The sequence below is a fragment of the Ruegeria sp. N8 genome (assembly GCF_056531325.1).
This window is the reverse complement of the sequence record NZ_JBQFLQ010000005.1, coordinates 269,257-294,944: the sequence shown is the minus strand read 5'-3', so window position 1 is coordinate 294,944 and position 25,688 is coordinate 269,257. Positions and strand designations below refer to the sequence as shown.

The window sequence follows — 25,688 nt, the reverse complement described above, 5'->3', positions numbered from 1 at the left end:
CATCAGAACGCGGCGTAGATTGAAACTACGGCGAGCCTGATCCTCCTAAGCCAATCAAACGCTCGTGTTCCAAATCATTCGATGACGGACAGATGGGACCAAAGACCCATCATGCTCAACCATGGGCTTGTCGAAAACTTCAACCACGTCATAAATCTTGCCCGGAACGTAGGTGACACCAGGTATGGCCCCTTCCTCAAGAACCTCGACACAAACAACCTTGTCCCCTGCCTTCGCGCCCGTTTCAACGATTGATCTATGTGACACCCTGCCGCCTCCTTACCTTGTCCTGCAACATCCGGCCCGCTTGAGCCGTGACCGCGCGGCGCGCGTTTCAAACTTCCTGTACTGGCCACCCGAATAACGGGCGCAGTCCAATGCGTGACCGGCTGCGATAACTGCGGCACCAATGTCCTCACCATCGGCGTAGCAGACGCCCACCCAGCGGTCGTGTGTACGTTCGCCGTTCAGATCGCAGGATATGGACTTGCCGCGCAGATAGTTGACCATCCAGCGCTTTGCGTTTTGCCCTGCTGTACCGGCCCGAAGAAAAACGCTCGACCAAATGAGAATGCTCGACATCTCTTTCCAACCAGTTGAATAGCATTTGTACAATCAGAACGCGATTGCACATCAACACACAGACTATTGCAAGAAGAATAGCCTCAGAACCGATCACAACTTTTGCAAAGGGGCTTCGCAGCGCGATTAACGCCCCAGTTTACGTCCGGCGTTTCGGAACCGCATTGCCGCCCTTGGCCGCCGCGGCCCGCGCGCGGTTCTTCTTGCTGTTGGGCTTGCCTTTTGGCGGCGGAGGACCTTTGGGGCGGCGATCCGGTGTCTTGCCTGCCCAGGCGTCCCCGGCCTTGCTGCGCTTAGGTTTGGGATCGGCTTTTCCCTTGTCCGCAGGTTTGGGTGTGTCCTTCTTCCGCGTCTTTGCCGGTTGCGGTTCGACCAGACGCTCCGGACGCTCAGTTTTTCCCCGTTTCTTGTCCTTCATCCCACGTTTGGGGCCCGGCTTTGCGGGTCGCGACAGGTCTGGGGCCTTATCCAGTCGAACGATCTCTTTCGCTCCTTCGACCTTCATCTCGGGCCCAATGGCTTCGATAAAACCGGGCACGCTGCTTTCGCGGATTTCGATATAGGTCACATCGTCGGCAATGCGGATCGCGCCTATATCGGATTTCGTGATGTTCCCGGCCTTGCAGATCATCGGCAGAACATAGCGCGGCGAGGCGTGCTGATTGCGCCCCTCAGACAGGGAAAACCAAACGCTGGGACCAAAGGGAGCGCTGGGTTTGGCTGCCGCGTTGACCTCGCTCAGTTCTTCGGGCGCGGAATGTTGGCTCGTGTATTGGCGAACGTAAGCCGCGGCCAGCTGTTCTGCCGAGAACCGCGCGACCAGTTGCTCGACCGAGGCGCGCTCGGTCTCGGGAACCTCGGACTGCCAGTCGTCGGACGCAAACATTCGTTGCAAGTCCTGCGCGTTGACCTCTTCAGCCGAGGGCGCAGACCCCCACTCGGCGGTGAGTTTGGCAAATTTCAAAAGGCGCTGTGCCTTTTTGAACGCCGCCGGGGGCACGATCAGCGCACTGACCCCTTTGCGGCCTGCCCGACCGGTCCGACCCGAGCGGTGCAGCAGGGTTTCATGACTATTGGGCAGTTCGGCGTGAACAACCAGATCCAGGTTCGGCAGGTCGATCCCCCGCGCCGCGACATCGGTGGCCACACAAACACGGGCGCGGCCATCGCGCATCGCTTGCAGCGCGTTAGAGCGTTCGCTTTGCGTTAACTCACCCGACAGAGCGACAACCGGGAACCCCCGGTTGGACAAGCGTGCCGTCAAACGGCTGACCATGGCGCGTGTGTTGCAAAAGACGATGGCGTTCGGGGCTTCGTAATAGCGCAACACGTTGATGATCGCGTTCTCGCCATCGCGCGGCGCCACATTCAGTGCACGGTATTCGATATCCGCGTGCTGCGTGCGTTCGCTGACCGTGCTGACCCGTTCAGCATCCTGTTGATAGCGCGCCGCAAGGCTGACAATCGCGCGCGGCACCGTGGCCGAAAACAGCAGCGTCTGACGCGTCTCGGGCGTTTGTTCCAAAATGAACTCCAGATCCTCGCGGAAGCCCAGATCCAGCATCTCGTCAGCTTCGTCCAGCACCACCGCCCGCACATCAGTCAGATCGATCGAACCGCGCATGATATGATCGCGCAACCGGCCCGGCGTTGCGACAACGATATGCGCGCCTCGGGCCAAGGCGCGGCGTTCGTCGCGCATATCCATTCCGCCCACGCAAGAGGCAAGAAACGCCCCCGCATCAGCATAAAGCCACGCCAGCTCGCGCTTGACCTGCATCGCCAGCTCGCGCGTGGGCGCAATCACCAACGCCAAAGGTGCTGCGGCCGCGTCAAAGACATCGCCCTCATCCAAAAGCGTCGGCGCGATGGCCAATCCGAACCCGATGGTCTTGCCCGAACCCGTCTGCGCGGAAACCAACAGGTCGCGCCCCTGCAACTCGGGCGCGGTCACGGCCTGTTGCACCGGGGTCAGGGTCTCATATCCTTTGCGCGTCAGCGCATCTTGCAATGTCTGTTTCATAGATCGGCTCGCTCTGGTGATGCTGTCACCCTCAGAGCGTCCAACACACGGATCATCGTCGAAGCGCCGCTCATAACCAGAGACGGCGGGGATGTATAGAGCGGAAATGTGACGCGCATACCTGCCGCGCGCCGGATGCAAACCGACCAGATTGCCGTATCACGCGTTGGGCAGACCGTCAGGAAAAGCTGGGCCGAAACCACCTGGCCCAGCCATTAGGCATCAGCTGCCGCGATTGCGGAAGCTCTCTTCGAAGTCCTGAGTTTGATTTTCAGCGCTGCCGCCACTTGGGCCGCTGTCGCAGGCGGCGATGAGTAGCAAGCTGGCGGAGATGAGGACGGCTCTGATCATTTGGGGACCTTTGTGTTCGGAAGATTTAGGTGGTAACACGCGCGCCTGTCCTGCCTAGCACGGAGGCGCGTAACCAACGGGTCAATCCTGTGTGACAGTGCTGTGATCCCGGTCGATTGCTCAGATCGGCTTGCGGGCGATGATCCAGATCGGGTGATAGGTCAGCGGCACAGTGTCGCCGCAGCCATGGCGCGCGACATACGCGTCCGAGAACCGCCGCAAATCCGAGCGGGTCCAAACCGCGCGGGCACGGCCGTTCACCCCAGTGCTGCGCAAATGGCGCAACAGGTCGTGGGGTGAGGCAAACCGAATGGTCCGAATATCCTCGTCTGCCACCATCACTTCCAACTCATCGCAAATGGCCGCGCTCAGATCCTCGGGGCAACACAGGCCCGGCGCTTCGGCGGATGACCCGATCTGCGTCAACTCGTGAAACTGCCGTGGCCCAAAGCCCGAAACTGCCAGCCAACCACCGGGTGCCAGCGCACGCGACATGCGTCGCATCAGGGCCGCCGGATCGTGCAACCACTGGATCATCGACGCCGAGCAGATCAGATCGGGCCGCTGCGGCCAAGCAATCCGTTCCGCATCGCCACATACAAACCGCGCCTTTGCGTCGGTCGCAGTTGCTGCGGCCTCAGGCGCAAGGTCATTGAGCGTCAGAGCCTGAAACCGGAACCTGGCCTGTAACTCATGGGTCAGATGTCCGGTACCGCATCCCAGTTCCAGCCCATGTTCAAACTGCGCGGGCGCGCCGTGTGCGTGCAACGCGTCGGCCAAATCCGCCGCGATCTGCGCCTGCAGACCCGCCGCAGCATGGTAGCTGCCAAAACTGCGGCTAAAGCTGCGTTGAACTCGGTCGGTGATCACAGCGTTCATGCCAGCCACTCCGCCCAGCTTTGACCAGTGCGAAACGGTACGTGTGGCCCGTCAATGCGCCGAATGGCCGAGCTCTGCCACGCTACTTCTTGCGCTTTGGTGGGAATGATCCGGTCTTTCTGCGGAATCCACACTCGGTCAAACCGACGCGCCAGAGCGGGGCCGCGCTGAAGGATCGCACGCAGTTCCGTTTGCGCCGCGTTGATGTCGATCTGCGGGGCTGGCCCTTCGAACCCGGCGCGGCGGCAGAACTTGGCAAAGCTGGCCACGCTCAGATTGTCGGCAGTGGCGTTGATCATGTCAGGCACGATGCCTTTTTCCGCATCCGCTGGAAACAAAGTGCCGCTGACCGCCACCAGACGATCCGGGTTGACCCCCGCAGCATCCAACCAGTGCACAGCCGAGGCGACACCGAAGGAAAACGCCAGCACATCGAGCTGGTCATAATCGGCCAGTTCGCGCAGCTCAGCATCAAGCTGGGTATAGTCGTCGACGAACAAAACATCCCCGCCGCCCCCCAGCCCGACAAACGGGGTTGGCCCCAACGCCCAGCCACCGAACACCAGTGTCAGGTTTTCAACACCAGAGCGGGACAGCCAAACCGCCTTCATGCCACGCCCCGCGCCAGATTAACCATCGCCGCCGTCACCCGGCTCAACTCATCGCCCGAGATCACGAAAGGCGGCATACAGTAGATATTGCGCGCAAAGGGGCGCAGCCAGACACCGGTCTTTGGCGCTTGTGCATGCGCGATCCGAGGGTCAACCACGCTCTCCATCTCGATCACGCCAATTGCCCCCAGAACCCGCACATCCGCCACGCCCGGTATGTCGCGCGCGGGCGCAAGCTCATGCTCCATCTGCTTGGCAATCGCGCTGACCTCATGATGCCAATCGCGCTGTTGCAACTGGTCAAGGCTGGCGATGGCCGCCGCGCAAGCCAGCGGGTTGGCCATATAGGTGGGCCCGTGCATCAACACGCTGGCCTCACTTTCACCAATCCCGCGCGCAACGGCTTCGGTCGCGATTGTGGCGGCCAGAGTGATATGTCCCCCCGTCAGTGCCTTGCCCACGCACAGGATATCCGGCACCACATCCGCGTGTTGCATAGCAAAAAGCTGACCCGTCCGCCCGAACCCGGTGGCGATCTCATCAAAGATCAGCAACACCCCATGGTCCGAACACAGCTCGCGCGCGCCTTTCAGCCAGGACGGGTGATAGAAATACATCCCGCCCGCACCCTGTACCACCGGCTCAAGGATCAACGCGGCGATCCGGTCGCCCTGACGGTCCAGCATCTCTTCCAGAGCGCCAAGCCCATTCAACACCGGATCCTCCGGCCAGTCCTGTCCCAACGCCACAGAGGGCCGGGGCAGGAAATGCTGGATCGACATCGCCCCCCGGAACAGCCCATGCATTCCATTGACTGGATCGCAGACGCTCATCGCTTTCCATGTATCGCCGTGATACCCGCCCCGGATCGTGGCAAATTCTGTCCGGCCCGAATGACCCTTGGCCATCTGGTACTGCACAGCCATCTTCAACGCGACCTCGATCGCGACCGAGCCGCTGTCGCTGTAGAAAATCCGGTCCAATCCATCGGGCAGCATGTCGATCAGCCGCTTGCCCAGCTCAATCGCGGGCGTATGCGTCAAGCCGCCGAACATGACATGGGGCAAGTGATCCAACTGCGTCTGCATCGCTGCGATGATGGCCGGGTGACGATGGCCGTGCACCGCACACCACCAAGATGACATGGCGTCGATCATCTTACCGCCGTCCTCGCGCGTCAGCCAGACGCCCTCAGCCGAAGAGATCAGGTGCATAGGCCCCGGATCCAGCACGTTGGTATAAGGATGCCACAGATGGCGCGCGTCAAAATCCAATGGGGTCACAGCGCACCCCGTATCGTGGTCAGGTCCATCCCCGCCATCGCATCAGCCACAGAGGCATGCGTCACGGTGTTAAGAACCGGCAGCCGTCCCAGATGGCGCGTCTCGCACATCTCGACAATAGTCTGTTCGACATCCGGCTCGGCGTCTCCGATGAATGCCACGCCGACCACGTCGACACCCACGCCTCGCAAGGCGCGCAAGGACAGCGCGGTGTGGTTGATTGTGCCCAAAGCCGTGCGCGCCGCCAGAACGACCGGCGCCTGCCAACGGGCAAACAGGTCCAGAAAGAAATGCTGCCGGGTCAGAGGCACCATCACGCCACCCGCCCCTTCCACAACCAACGGGCCGGGAACCTGAGGCAAAGTCAGTCGCTCAAGGTCGATCTCAACCCCCATATCCTCGGCCGACAGATGCGGCGAGGCGGGCAGGTTCAGCCGATACGCCTCGGGCAAGACCGGCGCGCCAGACAGGGCCTGCACGGTTTCGGTATCCGTCGCCTCTTCCAACCCGGACTGGACCGGCTTCCAATAGCTGGCCCCAAGGGCAGCGGCCAGTCCGGCGGACAGGACGGTCTTGCCCACACCGGTATCGGTGCCGGTGACGACCAGAGTGCTCATGCGGCCTCCTTCCGGTAGCGCGACAGTGTTTCGAACAAGGCGCTGATCTCGGATTTGGTGACATTCCCGGTGATCGAGATTCGCAACCGCGACGTGCCCTTCGGCACGGTCGGCGGGCGGATGCCGCGGATATCAAAACCTTGTTCCTGCAAGCGCGCCGCCATTGCCATGGTGCTGGCGTCATCACCCAGAATAACGGGGATAATCTGACTGGTCAGAGCTTGCGGCGCGATCCCAGCACTATGCGCCACCGAATGGGCATGCGCGATCCGGTCCTGCGCCTGCTGCGTCCAAATCGGGTCGTTGCTCAGCAGCTCAAGCGCGGCCCGCACGAGGGCTGCATTAAAGGGCGACGGGGCGGTGGCAAAAATGAACGGGCGCGCGCGATTTATCAAAGTGTCGATCATCACACGCGGACCGCAGATCAATCCGCCCGCAACACCCAGACCCTTGCCGCAGGTGTGCAAGGTCAGCACATCCGCGTCCAGCCCATGCGCCAGCCCCCGGCCCTGTGGACCAAAGACGCCCGTTGCGTGGGCCTCATCCACCACCAGCACCGCATCGTGGTCCCGCGCCAGCGTTGCGAAATCGACCAACGGGGCCAGATCGCCTTCCATAGAATAGACACTTTCGACCGCAACCCAAACTTGACCCGAACCACCCTCGGTGCGCCATTGCGTCAGAACCCGGCGCGCATCGGCCAAGTCATTATGAGCAAAGCCCCGTGTGTCGGCACGCCCGGTGCGCATCCCTTCGAACGCGCTGGCATGGACCAAAGCGTCATGCAGGATCAGATCCCCCGCGGCGGGGAGGCTGGAAAAGATGGCCTGATTGGCCTGAAACCCGCCACCCATGAACAGCGCGGCCTCGGCCCCAAAAAAACTGGCAGCGAACTGCTCCAAAGCCTCGTGCTCGGGATGGTTGCCACGCAACAGGCGCGACCCGCCCGACCCCAACGGCACCCCGCGCGACAGCGCGTGCTGCGCGGCCTCGGCCAATTCGGGTGACTGAGCCAGCCCCAGATAGTCGTTCGACGCGAAATCCAACCCCCGGCGCGGTGACAACACCCGCCGACGATGCCGGTTGTCCAGCACCTCAAGCATCGAGGACAAGCGCGCCGTAACCGTCATTCGGCCGCGTCAGCCCGGCTGTCCTGCGCAGCGACCTCGGCCTGAAGCCCCAGCTTGGCAAAAAGAACCGCGTCGGTGTCTTCCTCAGGGTTTTCCGCCGTCAGCAGCGTTTCGCCCACAAAGATCGAGTTCGCACCGGCAAAGAAACACATCGCCTGCAGCTCATCGCTCATGTCGCTGCGCCCGGCAGACAGGCGGACATAGGATTGCGGCATCATGATCCGCGCCACAGCGATCACCCGCACAAAGTCAATCGGATCAATCGGCTTGGCATCGGCCAGCGGTGTATCCTGCTGCGGCATAAGCATGTTGATCGGAACTGAATCCGGCGCAGGCGCCATGTTGGCCAGCGTCACAAGCATGTCCATGCGGTCCTGAACGCCCTCGCCCATGCCCAGAATGCCACCTGAACACACCTTGATCCCCGCCTCTTGCACCCGGTTCATCGTGTCGATCCGGTCGGCAAAGGTCCGGGTGGTGATCACTTCGGAATAATAACGCTCGGACGTGTCGATATTGTGGTTGTAGTAATCCAGCCCCGCATCACGCAGTTGCACCACCTGCGTGTCACTCAGCATGCCAAGCGTCATGCAGGATTCCATCCCCATGTCGCGCACGCCTTCGACCATGGCAACCAGCGCAGCCATGTCGCGGTCTTTGGGCTCGCGCCACGCGGCCCCCATGCAGAACCGGGTCGCGCCGCCCTCTTTCGCCTTGCGGGCCTCGGACAGAACCCGCTCGACCTCGATCAGTTTCGAGGCCGACAGCTTGGACCCATTGCGCGCCGATTGCGAGCAATAGGCGCAGTCTTCGGCGCAGCCTCCGGTCTTGATCGACAAAAGTTTCGAGGTCTGGACCTTATTGGGATCGAAATTGGCGCGATGCACTGTCTGGGCGCGAAACAGAAGATCCATCAGCCGCAGATCATACAGCGCCTGAGCCGCGTCACGAGTCCATGAGTTTGGTTGGGTCTGCATTTTATCTATAATCTTTCGTGTAACCCGAGATTGCGGTCATTTTTTATCGATAAATTTTGTGGTTGCAATATTTTTCACTCAAACCAAGTCAGGGCAAATGGACGCGGGCATCGTAAAAATGCGAGCGCCCAATATGCGCACGGGCAGTCAAATCACCGCTGTTTTTGCTGATAAGCTCGTGAGGCTGAACGATCTGCATATTTTTCCGAATGATACGCAATTTGACGCCGGGCCGGCTTGGATAGGCTGGTGTCACATAAACCCGCCCCAAATTCCCGGGCGACGTAAATTTCCAAGCAAGAGGACATCAGCCATGAGAGTATTGAAAATCCTAACATTGGGCGCAGCGATGGGTGTTGCAGCGCTTGGGATCAGTCAGTTCAGCACATCGGTCAACGCGCAAGTGTCCGACGACTGGCAGCCTCAATGGACCGAGGATGGTCAACTGGTTCTACCGACAGGCTACAGGGAATGGGTGTTCCTGGGCTCACCCCTGACGCCGAACGCACTAAACGGCGGGCAGGCCGGGTTCCCGGAATACCACAATGTTTACATGCATCCGACGGCCTATGCTCAGTACAAGGAAACCGGGGAATTTCCCGAAGGCACTATCTTGTTGAAAGAGCTGCAACTGACCCAACCCGGCGAGGAAGCGGACGGATCGCGGCTTGAGGTGTCGGGACAGGGTTATTTCCCGGCCGGGTTCAACGGCATCGACATCGCGGTCAAGGATTCCTCGCGCTTTGCGGAAAGTAACAACTGGGGCTATTTCAACTTTGGCCACCATGCCCCACCCTATGCCGAAACCGCCGCCTCCGCCCCAATCGAGGCCTGCGCCTCGTGCCATATCGACAATGCGGACGAGGATATGGTTTTCACCCGCTTTTACGCGATCCTCAGCGCGAACTAAGCGGATCGACCTCTGAATGCCATCGCGTCAGGTCGGCGCGGTGGCCAATACATTCGCACCCCAAAAACCTCTCTGGATCTTCACGTGTCACATAAGCTCTTTCTCGTCGCCTGTTTTGCAGCCTGCCCCGCTCTGGCGCAGATGGGGGCTGCGGTCGATCACTGCGATGCCCAACCAGCGCCGCGTATGGACTGGCACGGCTGTGATCTGGCGCGTCAGGATTTCTCGGGCTTGGATCTCAGCCACGCCAACCTCAGCGGCGCAAAACTGACTGCAGCCAAGCTGCGCGGGACCAACCTGTCCCATGCCGATCTGACCGGCACCATCCTGATTGGCGCGGATTTGCAACAAGTCAATTTCGCGGGCGCGGACCTGCGCGGCGCCTTCATGACCAAAGCCCAATTGGGGGGCAACAATTTCGAAGGTGCCAGATTTGACGGGGCCTATTACAACGACGCGCGACAATGCGCCGTTGGGTCCGTTGGCAGTTGCAAGTAAACAGACCGCCATGATCTCGCGCCGCCAATGGATGCGGGTTGCGGGCTGTGCCATGCTGTCGGCACTGGCCCGTCCGGCGCAGGCCGATGCGCCGCAACTCGACCGTCACCCGGCCCCAGAGGTCGGCTTTTTCGCCAATGCCTGTCTGATCGAAGGCCCTCAGAGCTGTGTGTTGGTCGACGCAAATCTGAACGTGAGCGAGGCGCAGGATCTGGCGCGTCTGGTCCGCGAAACCGGCAAACCTTTGACCCATATCGTGATCACGCACCCGCATCCCGACCACTATCTGGGCCTGCAATTTCTGGGGCCACAGTTTCCACAAGCAATTGTCGCAAGCGCAGCACAGTCTTTGACATTCATTGAAACCGCGGCCTTGGACTGGCCCAACAGGGGATGGCCAAATCCGAGCGTATTGCTGGCATGTTGACCCGCTACCCCGATCACGTCTTCCCTTTGGCTCCGCACAACAGCATCCTTGCCAGCCGATCCTGACGCTATGGCAAAAGGCAAACGCGCAAGGACCGATAATGGTTTACTTGCGGGGCGGATGTGACAAAGGTCCGACATGACACCATCATCCCCAACAGATTCGCACGACCAGGCCACAACTCATTCGTATCTGTCTGCGCTTAGGGCGACGCTGGGCGAAGCCGCCGTCCTGACCGGTTCAGATATTTCCGAGACCTACACCCGAGACTGGACCCGAGACCGGCACGGACAATGCCTGGCCGTTGTCAAACCCACCACTTCAGCCGAGGTGTCGCAGGTCTGTGCCCTCAGCCACGCCACAGGCATCGGTATCATCCCGCAAGGGGGGCATACCGGTCTGGTCGGGGGCGCGCAGCGCAATCGGGGCGATTGCATTCTGATTTCCACCCAACGCATGACCGCAATCGAAGAGATCGACGCCGACGGCATGACATGCACGGTGCAGGCGGGCGCCGTCCTTGAAACAGTGCAAACGACCCTAGGCGAGCAGGGTTTCCAGTTCGGTGTTGCCATCGGCTCTCAGGGCAGCGCTCAGATCGGGGGGCTGATATCCACGAATGCGGGCGGAGTGAATGTCCTGCGCCACGGCATGATGGGTGCTCAGGTTCTGGGGTTGGAAATGGTGCTGCCCCAAGGGCAGATCCTATCGTCGATCACAGGATTGCACAAAGACAACCGGGGGCCGGACCCGTTGCGGCTTGCTATCGGCGCCGAAGGGGTATTTGGCGTGGTCACCCGTGCCTGCCTGCGCATTCTTCCCCGCCAGACACATAGCGCCACCGCATATGCCGGCTGCACCTCGATGCAGGGCGCGCTGGACCTGCTGCGGCATATTCGCAGCAACGGGCACGAGGTCCTGTCGGCCTTTGAAGTGATGTCCCAAAGCTGTATGCCATTGGCCCAATCCGTTGACCCCTCGATGATCCTGCCGGTCGATGCGCCCGTCCATGTGCTGATCGCGTTTTCATCCGCGATGGACCTACCGCTGCAAGACCATCTGGAGGCACTTCTGGCCTCAGCATTTGAGCAAGGGGTGGTGCAGGACGCCGTCATCGCTCAATCGCAATCTCAGGCCGCCCGGTTCTGGTCCATCCGCGAAGGCCTGGTCGAAGGACAGATCAAGCGCGGCTACCACGTGCGCAGCGATGTGTCGGTTCGCTTGGGGCATGTGCCCCAAGCCGCGGTCGCGCTCGAAACCATGCTGGCTGAGGAGTTTCCGGGCTGGATACCGCAGACCTACGGCCATTTGGGCGACGGCAACCTTCACTTTAATGCCCTACCCCCGGAGTCCAAGTCCGAGGAAGAGGCGCGCGCCGTCGGAAAGACCATCGAAGCGCGCATATTCGACATTGTCACAGAGCTCGGCGGCTCATTTTCAGCAGAGCACGGAATTGGCCGCACCAAGGCCGGGTGGTTCCGAAAAACTCTTCCTGCACGTCATGATCTGTTGGCTCAGTTGAAATTCACGCTCGACCCTAAAGGCATCATGAACCCTGGATGCCTTCTCGTCGAAAACCTGACGCATCCGCCCGACCGGGAAGATCCTAAAACAACCGGCGCAGGCAGTCCTGCAACAAGGTGAGGCCCTCTTGGGCCTCACCTGAGATAAGCACGCGATTGCGCTTTCGTTATTTCAACAGACCCTGCTCGCGGTAATATTTGAGTGCTCCGGGATGAATGGGCGCGGACAGGCCCGCTGAAACCATTTCTTCTTTGGTCAGATTTGCGAATGCCGGGTGGAACGTACGGAAATCGTCGAAATTCTCAAAGATCGACGACACCAGCGCATAGACCGCCTCGTCCGAGACCTTGGCCGAGGTCACAAGCGTCGCACCGACCCCGAACGTGTCCACATCCCCGTCGGTGCCGCGATACATGCCTCCGGGAATGGTCGCTGCCCGGTAATAGGCGTTGTTGTCGATCAACCCGGTCACGGCGTCACCGGTCACCGGAACCAGTTTGGCATCGCAGGTCGTCGCGGCTTCGGTCAGGTTGCCGGACGGGTGGCCCGCAGTGATGATGAACGCGTCAATCTGGTTGTCGCACAGGGCGCTGGACTGTTCCGCCGATTTTAGCTCGGCCGCCAGTGCAAACGTATCCTTTGTCCACCCTTTGGCGTCCATCAGCACCTCCATCGTGCCGCGCTGGCCCGATCCCGGATTGCCGATATTAACCCGCTTGCCTGCCAGATCATCGAAATGCTCAATCCCGGAATCGGCGCGAACCATCACGTTGAACGGCTCGGCATGGACCGAGAATACCGCGCGCAACTCTTCGAATGGCCCGGCCTCTTCAAATTTTGAGGTGCCGTTCAGCGCGTGGAACTGCCAGTCGGACTGGGCCACGCCAAATTCCAGTTCGCCCTCGCGGATCGTATTGATGTTATAGACCGAGCCACCGGTGGATTCGACCGTGCAACGCACCCCGGTTTCCTTGCGATTCTTGTTCATCAGACGGCAGATTGAGCCACCGGTCGGATAGTACACACCGGTCACGCCGCCAGTTCCAATGGTCACGAACTCTTCGGCCAAAGCGGCCACGGTGCCAAGCGCAAGCGTCAGGGTCGACGCCAAAATCAGTTTCTTATTCATAATTTCCTCCCTTTGAGATTGTCTTGAGTGTCGTTTGGTCAGGTTGGTTCAAGCTGGTCCTGATAGCCGAACAGCGCGGGCAAACCGCCCGTGTGCAGCATCACGACCTTCTGGCCCTTGCGGATCGCGCCGCTGTCCAGAAGCCCCAAAAGCCCTGCAAAGGTCTTGGCGGTGTAGACCGGGTCCAGAAATATGCCTTCGGTCTGGGCCATAAGCTCCAATGCCGTGCGGGTCCGGTCCCCAATTTGACCATAGCCGGGGGCAAGCGCACCGTCCCAGACGTGGATGTCTTCCTTCACCAAAGCCGGGTCAAAACCCATCAACGCTGCCAGCTTGCCAAGAACTTTCTCCATCCGGGCCTTCTGCTGGGTTTGGTCACGGCGGACGCAGATGCCGTAGACTTGCGCGCCATGACCTGACAGGCGCAGCCCGGTCAGGAACCCTCCATGGGTCGCGCCACTGCCGGAAGGCACCACCGCCACATCAATTTCCGCCATCTGATCGGCCAGCTCCGCGCCGCCCTGCACATAGCCCAAGGCCCCCAGCGGTGGGTGATCGACGCCAAGATGAATGACATAAGGTGTTCGCCCTTCGGCCCTCAGGCGCGCGGCGCGATCGTGCAACGCATTGTCCGCTCCGACCTCGTCCTCGCCCACCGGAAAGTGCATATGCTCGGCCCCCAGAATCTGCGCCAGCAGAACATTGCCCGAGCGGTAATAGGCCGGCCCCATCCCCGGTACGCGTTCTTCCAGTTGCAGCACCGACGTCATACCCAACCGCGCCGCAGCGGCGGCGGCAGTGCGCACAAAATTGGACTGCACCGCGCCCGTGATCAAAACCGTGTCAGCCTTCTGATGCAGGGCTTCGCCAAAGTAGAATTCAAGCTGCCGGGTCTTGTTGCCGCCAAAACTCAACCCGGTCAGGTCGTCGCGCTTTAACCACAGGTCGATGCCCAACCGGTCCGACATCCGGTTCAGCCGCTCGACCGGAGTGACCTCGGTCATCAACCGGACGCGGGGAAATTCGGTCAGTTTTCGGTCAATCTGCATGTGCATGGTCATCCTGTGTCATCCCATCATCCAGGCCCGTCGAATGAGGGCCACGCAGGCCAGAACCGAAATCATCCGGATCGCCTGCCCAATTACGCGTTGCGGTAACTTCGGGCCAATCAAACGACCCAAAACGCTGCCCAATACCGTCGCGGCGGCAAAAGGCACCAACCACGGCGCACCAGCAAAGGCCGTCCAATCCAGCGCCAAATGCAGCGCAAAGGCGCTGCCATAGGCAATCAGAGCAACGGGTTGCACCAGTTTGCGGGCAGCTTGCGGCGACCGGCCCACCGCCAGCAGACCAAGCACCATCAACGGCCCCGGCGTGGCCGCCCAGACAGTTGCCAGGCCGGACAGACCCGAAATGGTGCGGAATCCTGATGGTCCGATGTTCTGCCCGAATGGGATCAACGAAGTTGCAACCCCAATCAGCAGCAGCGCGGCGGTCAAAAACAGAACCGCGCGTTCGGACAAAAGCGGATAGATCAGCAGCCCCAGCGCGATCCCAGCCAGGCAGGCCAGAACCGCGTCCCGCACAAGCCCCCGGTCGCGCCGCCAGACCTGCGGGTCGGTGGCCACAAGCGACACAAGCGTGTTCAGCATCAACAGCACCGGCACCGCCGTCGCCGTGCCCAGCAACACCATCATCACCGGGGCCACCACGATGCTGAAACCGATCCCGACCCCAACCTGAAGCCCGGCCCCTAAAACGATGGCAATCAGCAAGATCAGCAAATCAGCCGACACGGGGCAAGGTCCTTTCTGCGGTTCGCAGCGATGACCCTAGCGCTCATCTACTATGATGAAAAATCATCTTATTGTATTTATTGATGCTCAAATGTTATCAACTTGCATGCGCATTACCGCCCGCCAGATTGAGCTGTTTCAGATGGCCTACCGCCACAGGTCCACCCGAAAAGCCGCCGACGCCCTGCACATCTCGCAACCTGCAATCAGCCGCGTTGTGGCCGAGCTCGAGGTTGAGATGGGCGTGGCCCTGTTTGACCGCGCCGGACGAAAATTCGAACCCACGGCCGCGGCGCATAGTTTGCAGCAGGCGGTTCAGAAACACTATCAAGGGCTAGATCGCATCCGCGACACCGCCACCCAGATCGCCCTTGGGACCGGAGGGCATTTGCGCGTGGCAACAGTTCCGGCCGTGGCCGATACGCGGGTGGCCATTGCAGCCGGACGGTTGATGGCCGAGTTTCCGGCCTTGCGCGTGGATGTGGTCGTTCTGAATGAAAGGGCTGGTCTTGCGGCCCTACGAGAAGGACGGGTGGATTGTGCGGTCGTCTCCTCGGACCCCGGAGACCCCAACCTCGCCTGCACCCGCCTGACCGATCTGGACCCGGTCGCAATCGTGCCGCGCACCGATGCGCTGGCCGACAGAACCGAGGTTTCGGCGGCTGATCTGGCGACAAGACCGCTGATCACGCTGACCCCGCACAGCCCATTTCGACGCGCGGTCGAGATGATGTTCGACCGCGCCGGCACATCGTTTCAGGTCCGGGCCGAGGCCGAGACACAGACCGCTCTGGTCCATATGGTGGCGCATGGGGCCGGGTGCGCCATTGTCGATGCAAATATCCTGCGCAGCTCGGATACCGCGGGCGTTGCGACGTTGCGCCTAACATCGCCCCTAAGCTGGCCGACCCGAATTGCGACCTTGTCCGCGTCACAAGACATCCCCGGCCTGCGCCGGTTCACCGCAGCGGTTCTGGACACCCAAGCACCCGGATCGTCACCCTAGATTCCGATCATAGCGGGCTCGTCTTCGACGACGATAAAGTGGTTCGCATCCAGATCGGCAACATCGACCCCCTCCAGCAACAGGCTCGAGTCATCGGCATATTGCAACAGCGCACCCTCGCTGGTCTGGATTAAATCGACCATGGGGTCGTAGGTTTCCTGATACCCCACATTGATCACTACGGCGTCAAAGTTAAAGTCGAAATCATCCACCACATCATGACCAAATCCGCTGATCCCGTCCGCTGAGGCATTGCGCGCAACACCAACCATATCGTTACCTTCACCGGTACTGATCGTGTCATTGCCAATATAGCCAGCAATCAAATCGTCCCCGGCGCCGCCCTCAAGGATATCATCCCCGGCACTTCCAAAGATCAGATCGTTGCCTGCGCCAGCTTTGACCGTAGCCGCCGCGCCAGCGGACAGATCAATATGGTCGTCCTGCGCGGTCAATATGAGGGTTTCAAAATTGATGTATTGCGCCTCGGTCGCGCCCTGTTCGACCAGATACTGAGGGTCCTCGGGATCGAAAACGAAATCATAAGCCAATTGCACGCCTTGTGCCCTGCCCGAGAAGTCCAGCGTATCGACCCCGTCGCCACCATCTACCGTGTCCAGCCCGCTCCCGGCAAACGCGATATCGTCGCCGCCCAGCAGATCAACACTATCACCGCCCGCAGTGCCGACCCAAACGTCATTTCCTTCGGTGCCCACGGCGGACCCTCCGATCAGGGTGACGTCTGCGGTGCCACTATTGTTAGACGAGTCCACCTCATTCTGGGCATCCGCCACTAGAATGACCTGATAGTCCCCGGCGGAAAGACCCGCATCCAAACTGGCCGATCCCGTGAGAGTCGCCGAACCTCCAGCCGTCAGAGTGGCCGAACCGCTCCAGATCACAATATCGTCGCCTGACACAGTACCGTCCGTCGACAGATAGGCCGTGAAGCCCGTATTGATTGCCGGGTCAGAGCCCAAGTTCGAGACGTCAAAGCTGAAATCAAGCTGCCCGCCTGTCGGGCCAGACAAATATCCCTCGGGTCCCAGATCCAGATCCGAGGACGCGGCGATGCTGAGCATTCCCAGCGACAGGTCCACCACGGGCGCGGGCGGAGGGGTCAGGGTGACGGTATGCACAATGGTGTTGTTGTCAGGCTGCGTATCGGTCGATCCGTCATCCCATTCGACGACGCTTATCAGGTGATAGGTGCCCGGCGCGAAGCCTTCGGGCAGCCAATGCGTTCCAGTCACATTTGTCGTCATCTCGGGATCGGTGCCGCCAGTGATCACTGAAATACGCTGATCATCTTCGGAAATCGTTGCATCGGTCGAGATATAGGTGGCGACCGTATACCCCGACACATCCATGTTCGAGGCGTCCTGAATGACATAGTCGATCTCGATCCGCGCGCCGCCGTCCAAATCAAGGTCCGATCCGTCGCCAACCGAGGCCGAAAGCAGTTGCAAATCGGTGCTGGGAGCCTCGACTGTGATCTGAACCCACTCTGTCAGGTTGTCGGTCTCATCCTCTTCGGTCAGGGCATCGCCACTGTCCACGCGTACCGCAACCCAATAGGTGCCGGGCTGCAACGCGCCGGGATCAAGCGTGAAGGAAACCGAGCCGCTGCTGCCTGTCGCCAAAGCACCCAGTTGCGCCGTGTCAATTGTGTCGATGATCGCCCCTTCGTCCGGAGCGGTGGCAGTCACAAGGTCAACACTGGACGCGGTAGCGTCGATCACACCGTCGGAAGCGATCGAAACGCTCACATCCGTCACCTCACCCGGCGACAGCACGGTGTCCTCGACTTGCACCGCCTGCGCGCTCAGATTGGCAAAACGAGGCAATATCACATCGGCGGCTGTTTGGGTCATATCCGCAAACTCGAACAGCTCGACATCAGACAGGGTGTCTGTCCCCTCGGGTCCCGAAATCTGAATGCGCCCGTCACCCAGCAGCGTGACCTCATAAGCATCGCGCGCATAGGCATAGACCGCCGTGTCGGTCCCGCTGCCACCCAGGATCGTATCATCGCCACCGCCGCCTGTCAGACGGTCGTTACCACCTTTGCCGTCCAGCACCTCATCCGCGCTGGTTCCGGTCAGAGTGTTGTCCCGCTTGTTCCCTGAGATGACGTTGCTGTCACCCCCGCCCTTGTTTGGCTTCGGCATCGAAAATCTCCTGCAAAAAATCACTTTGAAAGTTGAGTGCCAAGGAATTGCGTCAACAATTTGGCGTTGTGTGATATGTAGATATGATTAATCTTAGATTGTATTTGAACATATTTGTATCTGTGCTTTTCCTGCCTTGTCTGGTCCAAACAGTTTCTCTCATTCTCGGAAAACGCCTTGTTTTGTGCATGCATTTCCTTTGAACTGCTGAATAGACAGGCGACCAATATGACGGCTTCCCGGTTTTCTGGTCTCGCCACGTGGGAGAGCACATAAATGACCCGATCCGAGATCTTGCAGGTTTTGGCAGATTTGACCGCCCGGTTGCAGGACGCCGACGAACTGACCACACGTCTGCAAGCCGCCGGGTTCAGCGAAGATGAGATCGCGCTGACCCAACAGCTCACCACCCAATGCGCGGGTATTAGCCCCAGCTCCGAAAATGGCGCGGCAGAACAGACGCTGGCCCGTCTGGTGGATGCGATCAACACCATCCCCGAGGGGTTCGCCCTTTACGATGCGGATGACAGGTTGGTGCTGGCCAATCAAACATACCGCCAGATGCTGTATCCGGGCCATGAAGATGTAATAAAACCGGGAATGAAGTTTGAGCAGGTCGTCCGCAAAGCCCTCTCGCTGGGCGTGATACAGGACGCAGCCGGTCGTGAAGAGGAATGGCTGACCAAGCGGCTCAAGCGCCACTTCAACCCTGAAGGCACCCAGATGCAAAGCCGCGCCTCGGGCGGGTGGATCAAGATCAGCGAGCGCAAGACAAGCGACAACGGGATTGTCGCTATCTACAGCGATGTCTCGGACCTGAAGAAGGTCGAGGCCCGTAACGCCGAACTGGCGCAGATCCCCGAGGAAAACCCCAACCCGGTCATGTGCATCAGCAATGACGGGGTGCTGATCTATGCCAACCGCTCCAGCGACCCGCTGCTGGACGCGCTGGACCTAAAAGTCGGCCAGCGGGTCGGCCCCGACTGGCTAAAGCGGGTCGAGACAGGCCTGCGCCAGAACGAACGACAGGATTTCGAATGTAAGGCGGGCGGGATGGTCTATGCCCTGCTGCTCTGGCCCCTGCCCGATGCCAAACATGTCAACCTCTACGGCCGCGATGTCACACAGTTGAAACAGGCCGAGAACAGGATGCGTGAACTGTCCCGCATCCCCGAGGAAAATCCCAACCCCGTTATGCGCATCAGCGCCGACGGCAAACTGATCTACGCCAACCGCGCCAGTGCGGCGCTGATCTCGGCGCTTCAGCTCAAGGTGGGCGACCGGGTCGGCACCGGATGGCGCAGGCGCGTTGCCAAGGGCTTGCAAGAAGATCAACGCCAGGATTTCGAGTACGAGGCCGGCGGCTTGATTTACGCCCTGCTTCTGTGGCCCGTGCCCGATGGCGGCTATGCCAATATCTACGGGCGCGACATCACCACTCAGAAACAGGTGGAAAGCGAATTGCGCGTAGCCCGTGACATCGCTGAGACGGCGAACAAGACCAAAAGCACCTTCCTCGCCAATATGAGCCACGAGCTGCGCACGCCCCTGAACGCGATCATCGGCTACAGCGAGTTGATGCGGGAAGACGCCATTGACCAGAATGATGAGGCCAACCTCAGCGATCTGACCAAGATCCAATCCGCCGGGAAGCACCTGTTGGCCCTGATCAACGACGTTCTGGACCTGTCCAAGATCGAAGCGGGCAAGATGGAGTTCAATCTGGAATCCTTTGACATCTGCCAGATGGTCATGGATGTGAGCACGACGGTGCAACCTTTGGCCGAGAAAAACGCCAATGCGCTGGAAATCTCGTGTCCCGAGGATATCGGCGAGATGGTATGCGATCTGACCAAGGTCCGGCAGGCCCTGCTGAACCTTCTGTCCAATGCCTGCAAATTTACCGAAGACGCAAAGATCGCTCTGACTGTGCAGCGCTCGGATGATCCCGATCTGATCGAATTTGCCGTCACCGATCAGGGCATCGGCATGACACCCGAGCAAGTCGAGAAGGTTTTCGAGGCTTTCACCCAAGCTGATTCCTCGACCACCCGGAATTACGGTGGCACCGGGCTGGGGCTGTCGATCACCAAGGTGTTCTGCGAACAGTTGGGCGGCGATATCGGCTGCACCAGCACACTAGGCGAAGGCTCGACCTTCACCATCCGCCTGCCGGGTGTCTGCCGCGATCCCGCGGCCAATCTGCTGCACGGGCCGGGCTATACGGAGGGCGATCCGAACAGTGATCCGACCGCGCCGCTGATATTGCTGGTCGACGATGATCCGACCGTGCATGATCTGCTTGGGCGGCGTCTGCGCCGCGAAGGATACCGGGTGCTGGCCTCGACCAGAGGTGAGGATGCGCTGGAATTGGCGCGCAAGACCCGGCCTGACGCGATCACGCTGGACGTGTTCATGCCCGAAATCGACGGTTGGGCGGTGCTGTCCAAACTCAAGGACGATCCCGAACTGGCCGAAATTCCGGTGATCATGCTGACCTTCGCTGATGACCGGTCCCGCGGGTTGTCGCTGGGCGCAAGCGAGTATCTGGGCAAGCCGATCGACACGGTCGAATTGCTTAACGCCCTGAAACAGCATTGCTCCGCCCAACCCTCCACCCGCGTACTGGTGGTCGAGGACGAAGCCGCCACGCGCGAGATGATCTGTCGTGTTCTGGCCAAAGAGGGCTGGCAGATTGATCAGGCCATAAACGGGCTGGACGCGCTGAACCAGATGTCGAAATCCACCCCGGATGTGATCCTGCTGGACCTGATGATGCCCGAGATGGACGGGTTCGAATTTCTGGCCGGAATGCGCAAGAACCCAGATTGGGGTGAAATTCCAGTCATCGTGGTGACTGCAAAAACCCTGTCGAACGAGGACCGCGCCCGGCTGAATGGTTCGGTCCAGACGCTGATCAGCAAGGACGGGGACGAGGTTGAAACCATCTTGTCCCAGTTAAACGCCATCCTGCCCAACGCGCGAACCGGGAACCGTTAGATCATGCGCCCCGAGCCCGACAATGAAACCCAGCGCGCCAAGGCGGCGTGGCTGGCCAATCTGCGCCAGAGCCTGATCTCACCGGTCAGCGCCATCGTGGGATTCAACGAGCTGCTTCAATCCGAGGTCGACCGGCAGGCGCTGTCGGACGTGGCCTCAGATCTCGACCGGATATCGAAGGCCACCGCCGATCTGAACAAACAGGTGGATCAGCTTTTGCATCCCGAAACGGCGCTAAAACTGACCGTAGGCGGCGATGAAAGCGTGCAGCGTTTGCGCCACGACCTGCGCACGCCCATGAACGCGATCAAAGGCTACAGTGAAATGCTGCTCGAGGATCTGGACGATCTGAACGCAAGCCATCTTCAGGGTGACCTGTTAGGCCTTTTGGACCATACCGACGCGCTTTTGCAGCAGATCGACCATCTTGCCGCCCTGTCCGATGATCCGGCAGGCAATTCGGCGGACATCCCCAACGCGCCGCAGGACACTGCCGCGATGTTCGCCAACTTGGCCGACAGCATGCGCTCGATCGACCCGATTGCCGAGACCGAGCTTTTAACTGGCAACATCCTTGTGGTTGATGACGTCGAGGCCAACCGGGCGTTGCTGGCCCGACGGCTTCAGCGCGATGGTCATCAGGTCTGGACCGCCGATGGCGGTTATTCGGCACTGCAAATGGCGTCCATGCAACCCTTCGATCTGGTCCTGTTGGACCTGATGATGCCTGACATCAACGGGTTTGACGTGCTGGCCCGATTGAAAGAGGATGACGCTCTGCACGACATCCCGGTCATCATGATCTCGGCGCTGGACGAAATAGAAAGCGTCGCCCGCTGTATCGAAGCCGGGGCCGAGGACTATCTGCCCAAACCCTTCAACCCTGTTCTGCTGCAAGCGCGTATCAACGCCGCGCTGGAGAAGAAACGCTGGCGCGTACGCGAACGTCACTATCTGGATCAGATGGAGGCGGAAAAGCAGAAATACAAAGACCTTCTGCACAGCATCCTACCCCAGAAAATCGTGACGCGCCTGAACCAAGGCGAAGCGACCATCGCCGACCGACACAGCGATGTCACTGTCCTGTTTTCCGACATCGTGGGCTTTACCGAGATGTCGGCCAAACTGCCCCCGGCCCATGTGGTGTCTTACCTGAACCGCATCTTCTCGGGCTTTGACCGGACCGCGACGGAACTGGGCGTCGAGAAGATCAAGACTATCGGAGATGCCTATATGGTCGCCGCCGGTGTCCCGGATCACCGCGATGACCACGCCGAGGTGATTGTCGAGATGGCCCACAGGATGCTGGCGCAGGTCGAGGCGCTGAATCGCGAGGTCGATCATCCAATGCATATCAGGATCGGCATCCACAGCGGGCCGGTGGTTGCGGGCATTATCGGCTCGCACCGGTTTCTCTATGACATCTGGGGCGACACTGTGAATGTCGCCAGCCGTCTGGAATCAACCGGTGCACCCGGTCAGGTGCAGGTGTCTGAAGACACCGCGTGGCGGATCGCACACAGGTTTCAAGTCTCGGACCCGATCGAGACCCGCATCAAGGGCAAGGGTCAGGTCAGAACGCACTTCGTCACGGGGCGCAAACCGCCAGCGAAATAGCCGGACTTGTCAGGAGGCAGGCACCAGCTTGTCCATTTTTTCCAGCAGTCGGCTTAGCTCGACCGGTTTGGTGTCGAAATCATCGCACCCGGCCTCCAGCGCCTTTTCCCGGTCGCTGGCCATAGCATGCGCCGTCAAGGCAACAACCGGAATCGCCGCCGTCTCGGGCGTGGCCTTGATGCGGCGCGTCGCTTCCCAGCCGTCAATCTCGGGCAAGCTCATATCCATCAGGATGATGTCAGGGTTTTCCGAACCCGCCATCGACACACCCTCTAACCCGTCTTTTGCAACCACGACCTCATAGCCCTTGCGCTGCAAACGGCGCGACAGCATATCGCGGTTCATCTCGTTGTCTTCCACCAAAAGAACTTTAGTCAAAATTTCCCCCCGCGCAGCCGCGCTTTTTGACTGTGAATGATGCCGGCCAGGCACAAAGCCCCCGTTCAGTCGCCTCCCCTGCGGCTCAACCACCCTAACCTTGCCGGTGACTGCATTGTCTCATCTATTTATTTTCGCGCAACGGGTATTTCAGAGGAGATATTCAATCCTTTGCGACTATTGCTTTCGCAACGCGGACTTCGTCCACCAAAGGTCACATGCCTTCGCTGATAATTTGGTCGCCAGACCGATCCCGACCAACTGGCTTTGCGCCGGTTGTTCGATATCGCCAATGTCAATGTCGCGCCCGGCCACCTGCACCAAAAGACCCGCCCCATCCAGGCCCCTCAACTGCCCTTTGACCCGGAATAGCCCCTCGGGGCGGGCACGCAGGGCGGCTTGCAACGCCGTCCGATCAACCGGATCCGGGCCGGTGAACGACCACTTGGTATAGGCCGGGTGCGGGGTCTGCGGCAGATCAATCGGACCCTGCGGTGCGATCAGCACTTGCGCGATGTCCAGATCCTGCGTCCGGGTCAGCACCGCTGTGGTATTCAGGCCCGACAGGGTTTGTCGCAACGCCGGGGACAGATCACATTTGCTGACCGCAACGATATCGCCGCAGGCGATCTGCCCCTGAACCTGCGGTGCAATCAACGGATCAGCGCACAGCGCCTGCACCTGCTGACCGTCCACAACCGTCACGATCCCTGCATAGTCCAGATCGGGCTCTGCCTGCGCCACGTTTGCAATCCGCGCGGGGTCGGCGATGCCGCTGGCCTCGATGATCAGATGATCGGGCCTTGGGCGACGGTCCAGCACATCGCCAACCGCCAGAAACAGATCAGCGCCCATGGTGCAGCACACACAGCCATTGGCCAGCTCTATCGTGTCCTCTTTGGCCGAAACCAGCAGGTCGGCATCAATGTTGATCGCACCAAAATCATTGACCAGCACAAGAATGCGCAACCCGTGATCGCCGGACAGAATCCGGTTGATCAGTGTTGTCTTGCCGGCACCCAGATAGCCTCCGATCACCGTCATGGGCAGCGGCGTCATAACCGATGCACCTCACCGCCCAGCACCGTGCCCAAGACGGCGACATCTTTCAACGCGTCCGGGGCAACTGCGGTCGGATCCGCGCCCAACAGTACGAAATCAGCGCGCTTTCCGGTTTGGATCGAGCCGATCTCGGCATCCATTTTCAACGTCTGCGCCGCGCCCAGAGTGATGGCATAAAGCGCCTCCTCGACCGAGATACACTGCGCCGGGCCCAACGTCTGGCCGCTCATGGTGCGGCGGTTCACGGCGCACCACGCGGTAAACAGCGGCCCCATAGGCGTCACCGGCGCATCCGAGTGAATGGCGGTGATCACCCCCGCATCCAGACAATCACGCACCGCATCCATCGACTGCGCCCGATCCGGGCCGATGGTCAGAGCCGTGTGCTGATCGCCGAAATACCACAGGTGATTGGCAAAGATGTTGCAGGCAACGCCCAGCTCAGCCGCGCGGCGAAACAGGGCGTCATCCATCATCTGGCAATGCTGCAACACGTGGCGCGCACCCGGCCACGGATGTTTGCGCGCCGCCGCCTCCAACGCGTCCAGCGTCACCTCGGCCGCCTCATCCCCGTTGACATGAATATGCATTTGCAGCCCCTGGCGCTGCATCTCTTCGCACAGCTGGAAAATCTGGTCGGGCGCGGTGTTCCACAGCCCGTTCGGCTGCCCGCCCACATAACCCGGCGCCCGCACACGCGCTGTCCACCCCTGAATGGATCCATCCGTCATCAGCTTAACCGCGCCTAGCCGCAGCTTCTCGGTCGAGCGGTCGCGCATCGCCCGCGCCTGTGCCGCAATCTCGGCCGGGGTGCCGCCCATCGCCCCCAGCGCAGGGACAAGACGCACCGGGAAATCCGACCGCGCAGTCGCAGCGGCCAAACGCGCGACATCCTCATCGCCCAGCGTGGCAAACAGATCGGTCACGGTGGTGACACCCGCGCGCTTGCAGACCTCGCCATAAGACCGCAGTGCCGCATCGGTCTGCGTCAGGTCGCGAAAGTCGATCCCCGTCCGGCGCATGACTGGAAACATCGCGGCCATTTCCTGCAACTCTCCGGTCGGCTGACCGTCCGACCCCTTGATGACGCCCTCGACATTGGTGGCAGCGCCATAGCCCGCCAGTGCAAGCGCTGCGCTGTTGCCGCAGAGCAGGTGAAAATTCGAAAAGATGATAACGATGGGACGCGTGGTGCTGACCTGATCCAGATGATGGCGGCTGAGCCGCTCCGAGGTCAGGAAAATCGGATCGAACCCCCAGCCGATCAGCGGCTGCTCCGGTGCCAGGGTCGCCTCGAACTCTGACAGCCGCGCAATGACCTGATCAATCTGCGTCATACCTTTGTGCATCTGACCCTGCGGGTCGATCCGGTCGTGATAGCCGCAATAGGCATAGTCCCACATGGCCCCAGCCATCATATGCGCATGGCCTTCGACAAAACCCGGCATCAACACCGTGTCAGTCAGATCGACATGGGCCTCGGCCCCGCCCCACGGGTCCGCGCAATTCGGTCCACCTACCGCCAGAACCCGCCCGTCGCGCACCGCCACATGGCTGGCGCGCGGTTGGTTTCTGTCCATCGTGACCACGGATTTCGCATGGAAAAGAAGCGTTTTGCCCATGTCCTCCTCCTCTCGGGTCTCCTACAGCTAGCCAAGCTTGGTCACTTGGAAAAATAGAATTAGTATCAGAGTATCACACAAAAAATACAGGAATT

The 25,688-nt window shown here is 60.3% G+C and carries 22 protein-coding genes; 7 read left to right on the top strand and 15 right to left on the bottom strand.

The window, feature by feature from the left end; genetic code table 11:
* Positions 1–54: 54 nt before the first annotated feature.
* From ACR0C5_RS12650 to bioB, 8 genes are all read right to left on the bottom strand, one after another.
* A complete protein-coding gene (locus ACR0C5_RS12650; protein WP_480877056.1) occupies positions 55–267 on the bottom strand; it encodes a hypothetical protein in 213 nt (70 codons plus the stop codon).
* Positions 268–721: 454 nt separating this feature from the next.
* Positions 722–2,605 (bottom strand): DEAD/DEAH box helicase, encoded by a 1,884-nt coding sequence (locus tag ACR0C5_RS12645; RefSeq protein WP_480877053.1) that lies wholly within the window; start codon positions 2,603–2,605, stop codon positions 722–724.
* A gap of 471 nt (positions 2,606–3,076) precedes the next feature.
* On the bottom strand, positions 3,077–3,835 hold the full coding sequence (locus tag ACR0C5_RS12640) for a methyltransferase domain-containing protein (protein WP_480877050.1): 759 nt from the start codon (positions 3,833–3,835) through the stop codon (positions 3,077–3,079).
* Positions 3,832–4,446 carry a pimeloyl-ACP methyl esterase BioG family protein gene (locus ACR0C5_RS12635; protein ID WP_480877047.1) on the bottom strand — a complete coding sequence of 205 codons (615 nt, stop codon included), beginning with the start codon at positions 4,444–4,446 and terminating at the stop codon, positions 3,832–3,834. Before ACR0C5_RS12635 ends, ACR0C5_RS12640 begins: the two co-directional genes overlap by 4 nt.
* Positions 4,443–5,729, bottom strand: a complete 1,287-nt coding sequence (bioA, locus tag ACR0C5_RS12630; protein ID WP_480877044.1) for an adenosylmethionine--8-amino-7-oxononanoate transaminase — start codon at positions 5,727–5,729, stop codon at positions 4,443–4,445. The genes ACR0C5_RS12635 and bioA overlap by 4 nt, the downstream gene beginning before the upstream one ends.
* Positions 5,726–6,346, bottom strand: a complete 621-nt coding sequence (bioD, locus tag ACR0C5_RS12625) for a dethiobiotin synthase (protein WP_480877041.1) — start codon at positions 6,344–6,346, stop codon at positions 5,726–5,728. The genes bioA and bioD overlap by 4 nt, the downstream gene beginning before the upstream one ends.
* Positions 6,343–7,476 (bottom strand): 8-amino-7-oxononanoate synthase, encoded by a 1,134-nt coding sequence (locus tag ACR0C5_RS12620; RefSeq protein WP_480877038.1) that lies wholly within the window; start codon positions 7,474–7,476, stop codon positions 6,343–6,345. The genes bioD and ACR0C5_RS12620 overlap by 4 nt, the downstream gene beginning before the upstream one ends.
* Positions 7,473–8,453 carry a biotin synthase BioB gene (gene bioB, locus ACR0C5_RS12615; RefSeq protein ID WP_480877035.1) on the bottom strand — a complete coding sequence of 327 codons (981 nt, stop codon included), beginning with the start codon at positions 8,451–8,453 and terminating at the stop codon, positions 7,473–7,475. The genes ACR0C5_RS12620 and bioB overlap by 4 nt, the downstream gene beginning before the upstream one ends.
* Positions 8,454–8,766: 313 nt before the next feature.
* Between bioB and ACR0C5_RS12610 the strand changes: the two genes are divergently transcribed.
* From ACR0C5_RS12610 to ACR0C5_RS12595, 4 genes are all read left to right on the top strand, one after another.
* Positions 8,767–9,363 carry a cytochrome P460 family protein gene (locus tag ACR0C5_RS12610; RefSeq protein WP_480877032.1) on the top strand — a complete coding sequence of 199 codons (597 nt, stop codon included), beginning with the start codon at positions 8,767–8,769 and terminating at the stop codon, positions 9,361–9,363.
* Positions 9,364–9,447: 84 nt separating this feature from the next.
* Positions 9,448–9,861 carry a pentapeptide repeat-containing protein gene (locus tag ACR0C5_RS12605; RefSeq protein WP_170785652.1) on the top strand — a complete coding sequence of 138 codons (414 nt, stop codon included), beginning with the start codon at positions 9,448–9,450 and terminating at the stop codon, positions 9,859–9,861.
* Positions 9,797–10,288: an MBL fold metallo-hydrolase gene (locus tag ACR0C5_RS12600; protein WP_480877028.1), complete on the top strand. Its 492-nt coding sequence runs from the start codon at positions 9,797–9,799 to the stop codon at positions 10,286–10,288. Before ACR0C5_RS12605 ends, ACR0C5_RS12600 begins: the two co-directional genes overlap by 65 nt.
* Before the next feature lie 138 nt (positions 10,289–10,426).
* The gene (locus ACR0C5_RS12595) at positions 10,427–11,932 is read left to right on the top strand and encodes an FAD-binding oxidoreductase (RefSeq protein ID WP_480877025.1); all 1,506 of its coding nucleotides are present in this window, start codon (positions 10,427–10,429) and stop codon (positions 11,930–11,932) included.
* A 46-nt stretch (positions 11,933–11,978) separates the two neighbouring features.
* Here ACR0C5_RS12595 and ACR0C5_RS12590 read toward each other — a convergent pair whose 3' ends face one another.
* Genes ACR0C5_RS12590 through ACR0C5_RS12580 form a run of 3 tightly spaced genes read right to left on the bottom strand, consistent with a single transcriptional unit; the run spans position 11,979 to position 14,737 of the window.
* A complete protein-coding gene (locus ACR0C5_RS12590) occupies positions 11,979–12,941 on the bottom strand; it encodes a TAXI family TRAP transporter solute-binding subunit (RefSeq protein ID WP_480877022.1) in 963 nt (320 codons plus the stop codon).
* A 38-nt stretch (positions 12,942–12,979) separates the two neighbouring features.
* Positions 12,980–14,002: a D-cysteine desulfhydrase family protein gene (locus ACR0C5_RS12585; RefSeq protein WP_480877019.1), complete on the bottom strand. Its 1,023-nt coding sequence runs from the start codon at positions 14,000–14,002 to the stop codon at positions 12,980–12,982.
* Positions 14,003–14,008: 6 nt separating this feature from the next.
* Complete coding sequence (locus tag ACR0C5_RS12580; protein ID WP_480877016.1) at positions 14,009–14,737, bottom strand: TSUP family transporter; 729 nt, start codon at positions 14,735–14,737, stop codon at positions 14,009–14,011.
* Positions 14,738–14,843: 106 nt separating this feature from the next.
* Here ACR0C5_RS12580 and ACR0C5_RS12575 point away from each other — a divergent pair, with 106 nt between their 5' ends.
* A complete protein-coding gene (locus tag ACR0C5_RS12575) occupies positions 14,844–15,743 on the top strand; it encodes a LysR family transcriptional regulator (protein ID WP_480877014.1) in 900 nt (299 codons plus the stop codon).
* Here the strand turns inward: ACR0C5_RS12575 and ACR0C5_RS12570 are convergent.
* Complete coding sequence (locus ACR0C5_RS12570) at positions 15,740–17,914, bottom strand: CARDB domain-containing protein (RefSeq protein ID WP_480877011.1); 2,175 nt, start codon at positions 17,912–17,914, stop codon at positions 15,740–15,742. The two genes, ACR0C5_RS12575 and ACR0C5_RS12570, sit on opposite strands and share 4 nt — an antisense overlap.
* A gap of 276 nt (positions 17,915–18,190) precedes the next feature.
* On the opposite strand from ACR0C5_RS12570, the gene ACR0C5_RS12565 reads away from it, so the two are divergent.
* Positions 18,191–20,914, top strand: coding sequence for a response regulator (locus tag ACR0C5_RS12565; protein WP_480877009.1), 2,724 nt, complete (start codon positions 18,191–18,193; stop codon positions 20,912–20,914).
* Positions 20,915–20,917: 3 nt separating this feature from the next.
* The gene (locus tag ACR0C5_RS12560; RefSeq protein WP_480877006.1) at positions 20,918–22,531 is read left to right on the top strand and encodes an adenylate/guanylate cyclase domain-containing protein; all 1,614 of its coding nucleotides are present in this window, start codon (positions 20,918–20,920) and stop codon (positions 22,529–22,531) included.
* Positions 22,532–22,540: 9 nt separating this feature from the next.
* Here ACR0C5_RS12560 and ACR0C5_RS12555 read toward each other — a convergent pair whose 3' ends face one another.
* From ACR0C5_RS12555 to ACR0C5_RS12545, 3 genes are all read right to left on the bottom strand, one after another.
* On the bottom strand, positions 22,541–22,909 hold the full coding sequence (locus ACR0C5_RS12555; RefSeq protein WP_170773197.1) for a response regulator: 369 nt from the start codon (positions 22,907–22,909) through the stop codon (positions 22,541–22,543).
* Between the two features lie 177 nt (positions 22,910–23,086).
* A complete protein-coding gene (locus ACR0C5_RS12550; RefSeq protein ID WP_480877003.1) occupies positions 23,087–23,968 on the bottom strand; it encodes a CobW family GTP-binding protein in 882 nt (293 codons plus the stop codon).
* Positions 23,965–25,593 (bottom strand): amidohydrolase, encoded by a 1,629-nt coding sequence (locus ACR0C5_RS12545; RefSeq protein ID WP_480877000.1) that lies wholly within the window; start codon positions 25,591–25,593, stop codon positions 23,965–23,967. The genes ACR0C5_RS12550 and ACR0C5_RS12545 overlap by 4 nt, the downstream gene beginning before the upstream one ends.
* Positions 25,594–25,688 lie beyond the last annotated feature (95 nt).

What these genes read in the sequence shown, in the direction of transcription:
- bioB (WP_480877035.1), bottom strand. Translation starts at nt 8,453, where the DNA reads ATGCAGACCCAACCAAACTCATGGACTCGTGACGCGGCTCAGGCGCTG.
- ACR0C5_RS12635 (WP_480877047.1), bottom strand. Translation starts at nt 4,446, where the DNA reads ATGAAGGCGGTTTGGCTGTCCCGCTCTGGTGTTGAAAACCTGACACTG.
- ACR0C5_RS12610 (WP_480877032.1), top strand. Translation starts at nt 8,767, where the DNA reads ATGAGAGTATTGAAAATCCTAACATTGGGCGCAGCGATGGGTGTTGCA.
- ACR0C5_RS12620 (WP_480877038.1), bottom strand. Translation starts at nt 7,476, where the DNA reads ATGACGGTTACGGCGCGCTTGTCCTCGATGCTTGAGGTGCTGGACAAC.
- ACR0C5_RS12560 (WP_480877006.1), top strand. Translation starts at nt 20,918, where the DNA reads ATGCGCCCCGAGCCCGACAATGAAACCCAGCGCGCCAAGGCGGCGTGG.
- ACR0C5_RS12595 (WP_480877025.1), top strand. Translation starts at nt 10,427, where the DNA reads ATGACACCATCATCCCCAACAGATTCGCACGACCAGGCCACAACTCAT.
- ACR0C5_RS12575 (WP_480877014.1), top strand. Translation starts at nt 14,844, where the DNA reads ATGCGCATTACCGCCCGCCAGATTGAGCTGTTTCAGATGGCCTACCGC.
- bioD (WP_480877041.1), bottom strand. Translation starts at nt 6,346, where the DNA reads ATGAGCACTCTGGTCGTCACCGGCACCGATACCGGTGTGGGCAAGACC.
- ACR0C5_RS12570 (WP_480877011.1), bottom strand. Translation starts at nt 17,914, where the DNA reads ATGCCGAAGCCAAACAAGGGCGGGGGTGACAGCAACGTCATCTCAGGG.
- ACR0C5_RS12645 (WP_480877053.1), bottom strand. Translation starts at nt 2,605, where the DNA reads ATGAAACAGACATTGCAAGATGCGCTGACGCGCAAAGGATATGAGACC.
- ACR0C5_RS12590 (WP_480877022.1), bottom strand. Translation starts at nt 12,941, where the DNA reads ATGAATAAGAAACTGATTTTGGCGTCGACCCTGACGCTTGCGCTTGGC.
- ACR0C5_RS12640 (WP_480877050.1), bottom strand. Translation starts at nt 3,835, where the DNA reads ATGAACGCTGTGATCACCGACCGAGTTCAACGCAGCTTTAGCCGCAGT.
- ACR0C5_RS12585 (WP_480877019.1), bottom strand. Translation starts at nt 14,002, where the DNA reads ATGACCATGCACATGCAGATTGACCGAAAACTGACCGAATTTCCCCGC.
- ACR0C5_RS12545 (WP_480877000.1), bottom strand. Translation starts at nt 25,593, where the DNA reads ATGGGCAAAACGCTTCTTTTCCATGCGAAATCCGTGGTCACGATGGAC.
- ACR0C5_RS12550 (WP_480877003.1), bottom strand. Translation starts at nt 23,968, where the DNA reads ATGACGCCGCTGCCCATGACGGTGATCGGAGGCTATCTGGGTGCCGGC.
- ACR0C5_RS12565 (WP_480877009.1), top strand. Translation starts at nt 18,191, where the DNA reads ATGACCCGATCCGAGATCTTGCAGGTTTTGGCAGATTTGACCGCCCGG.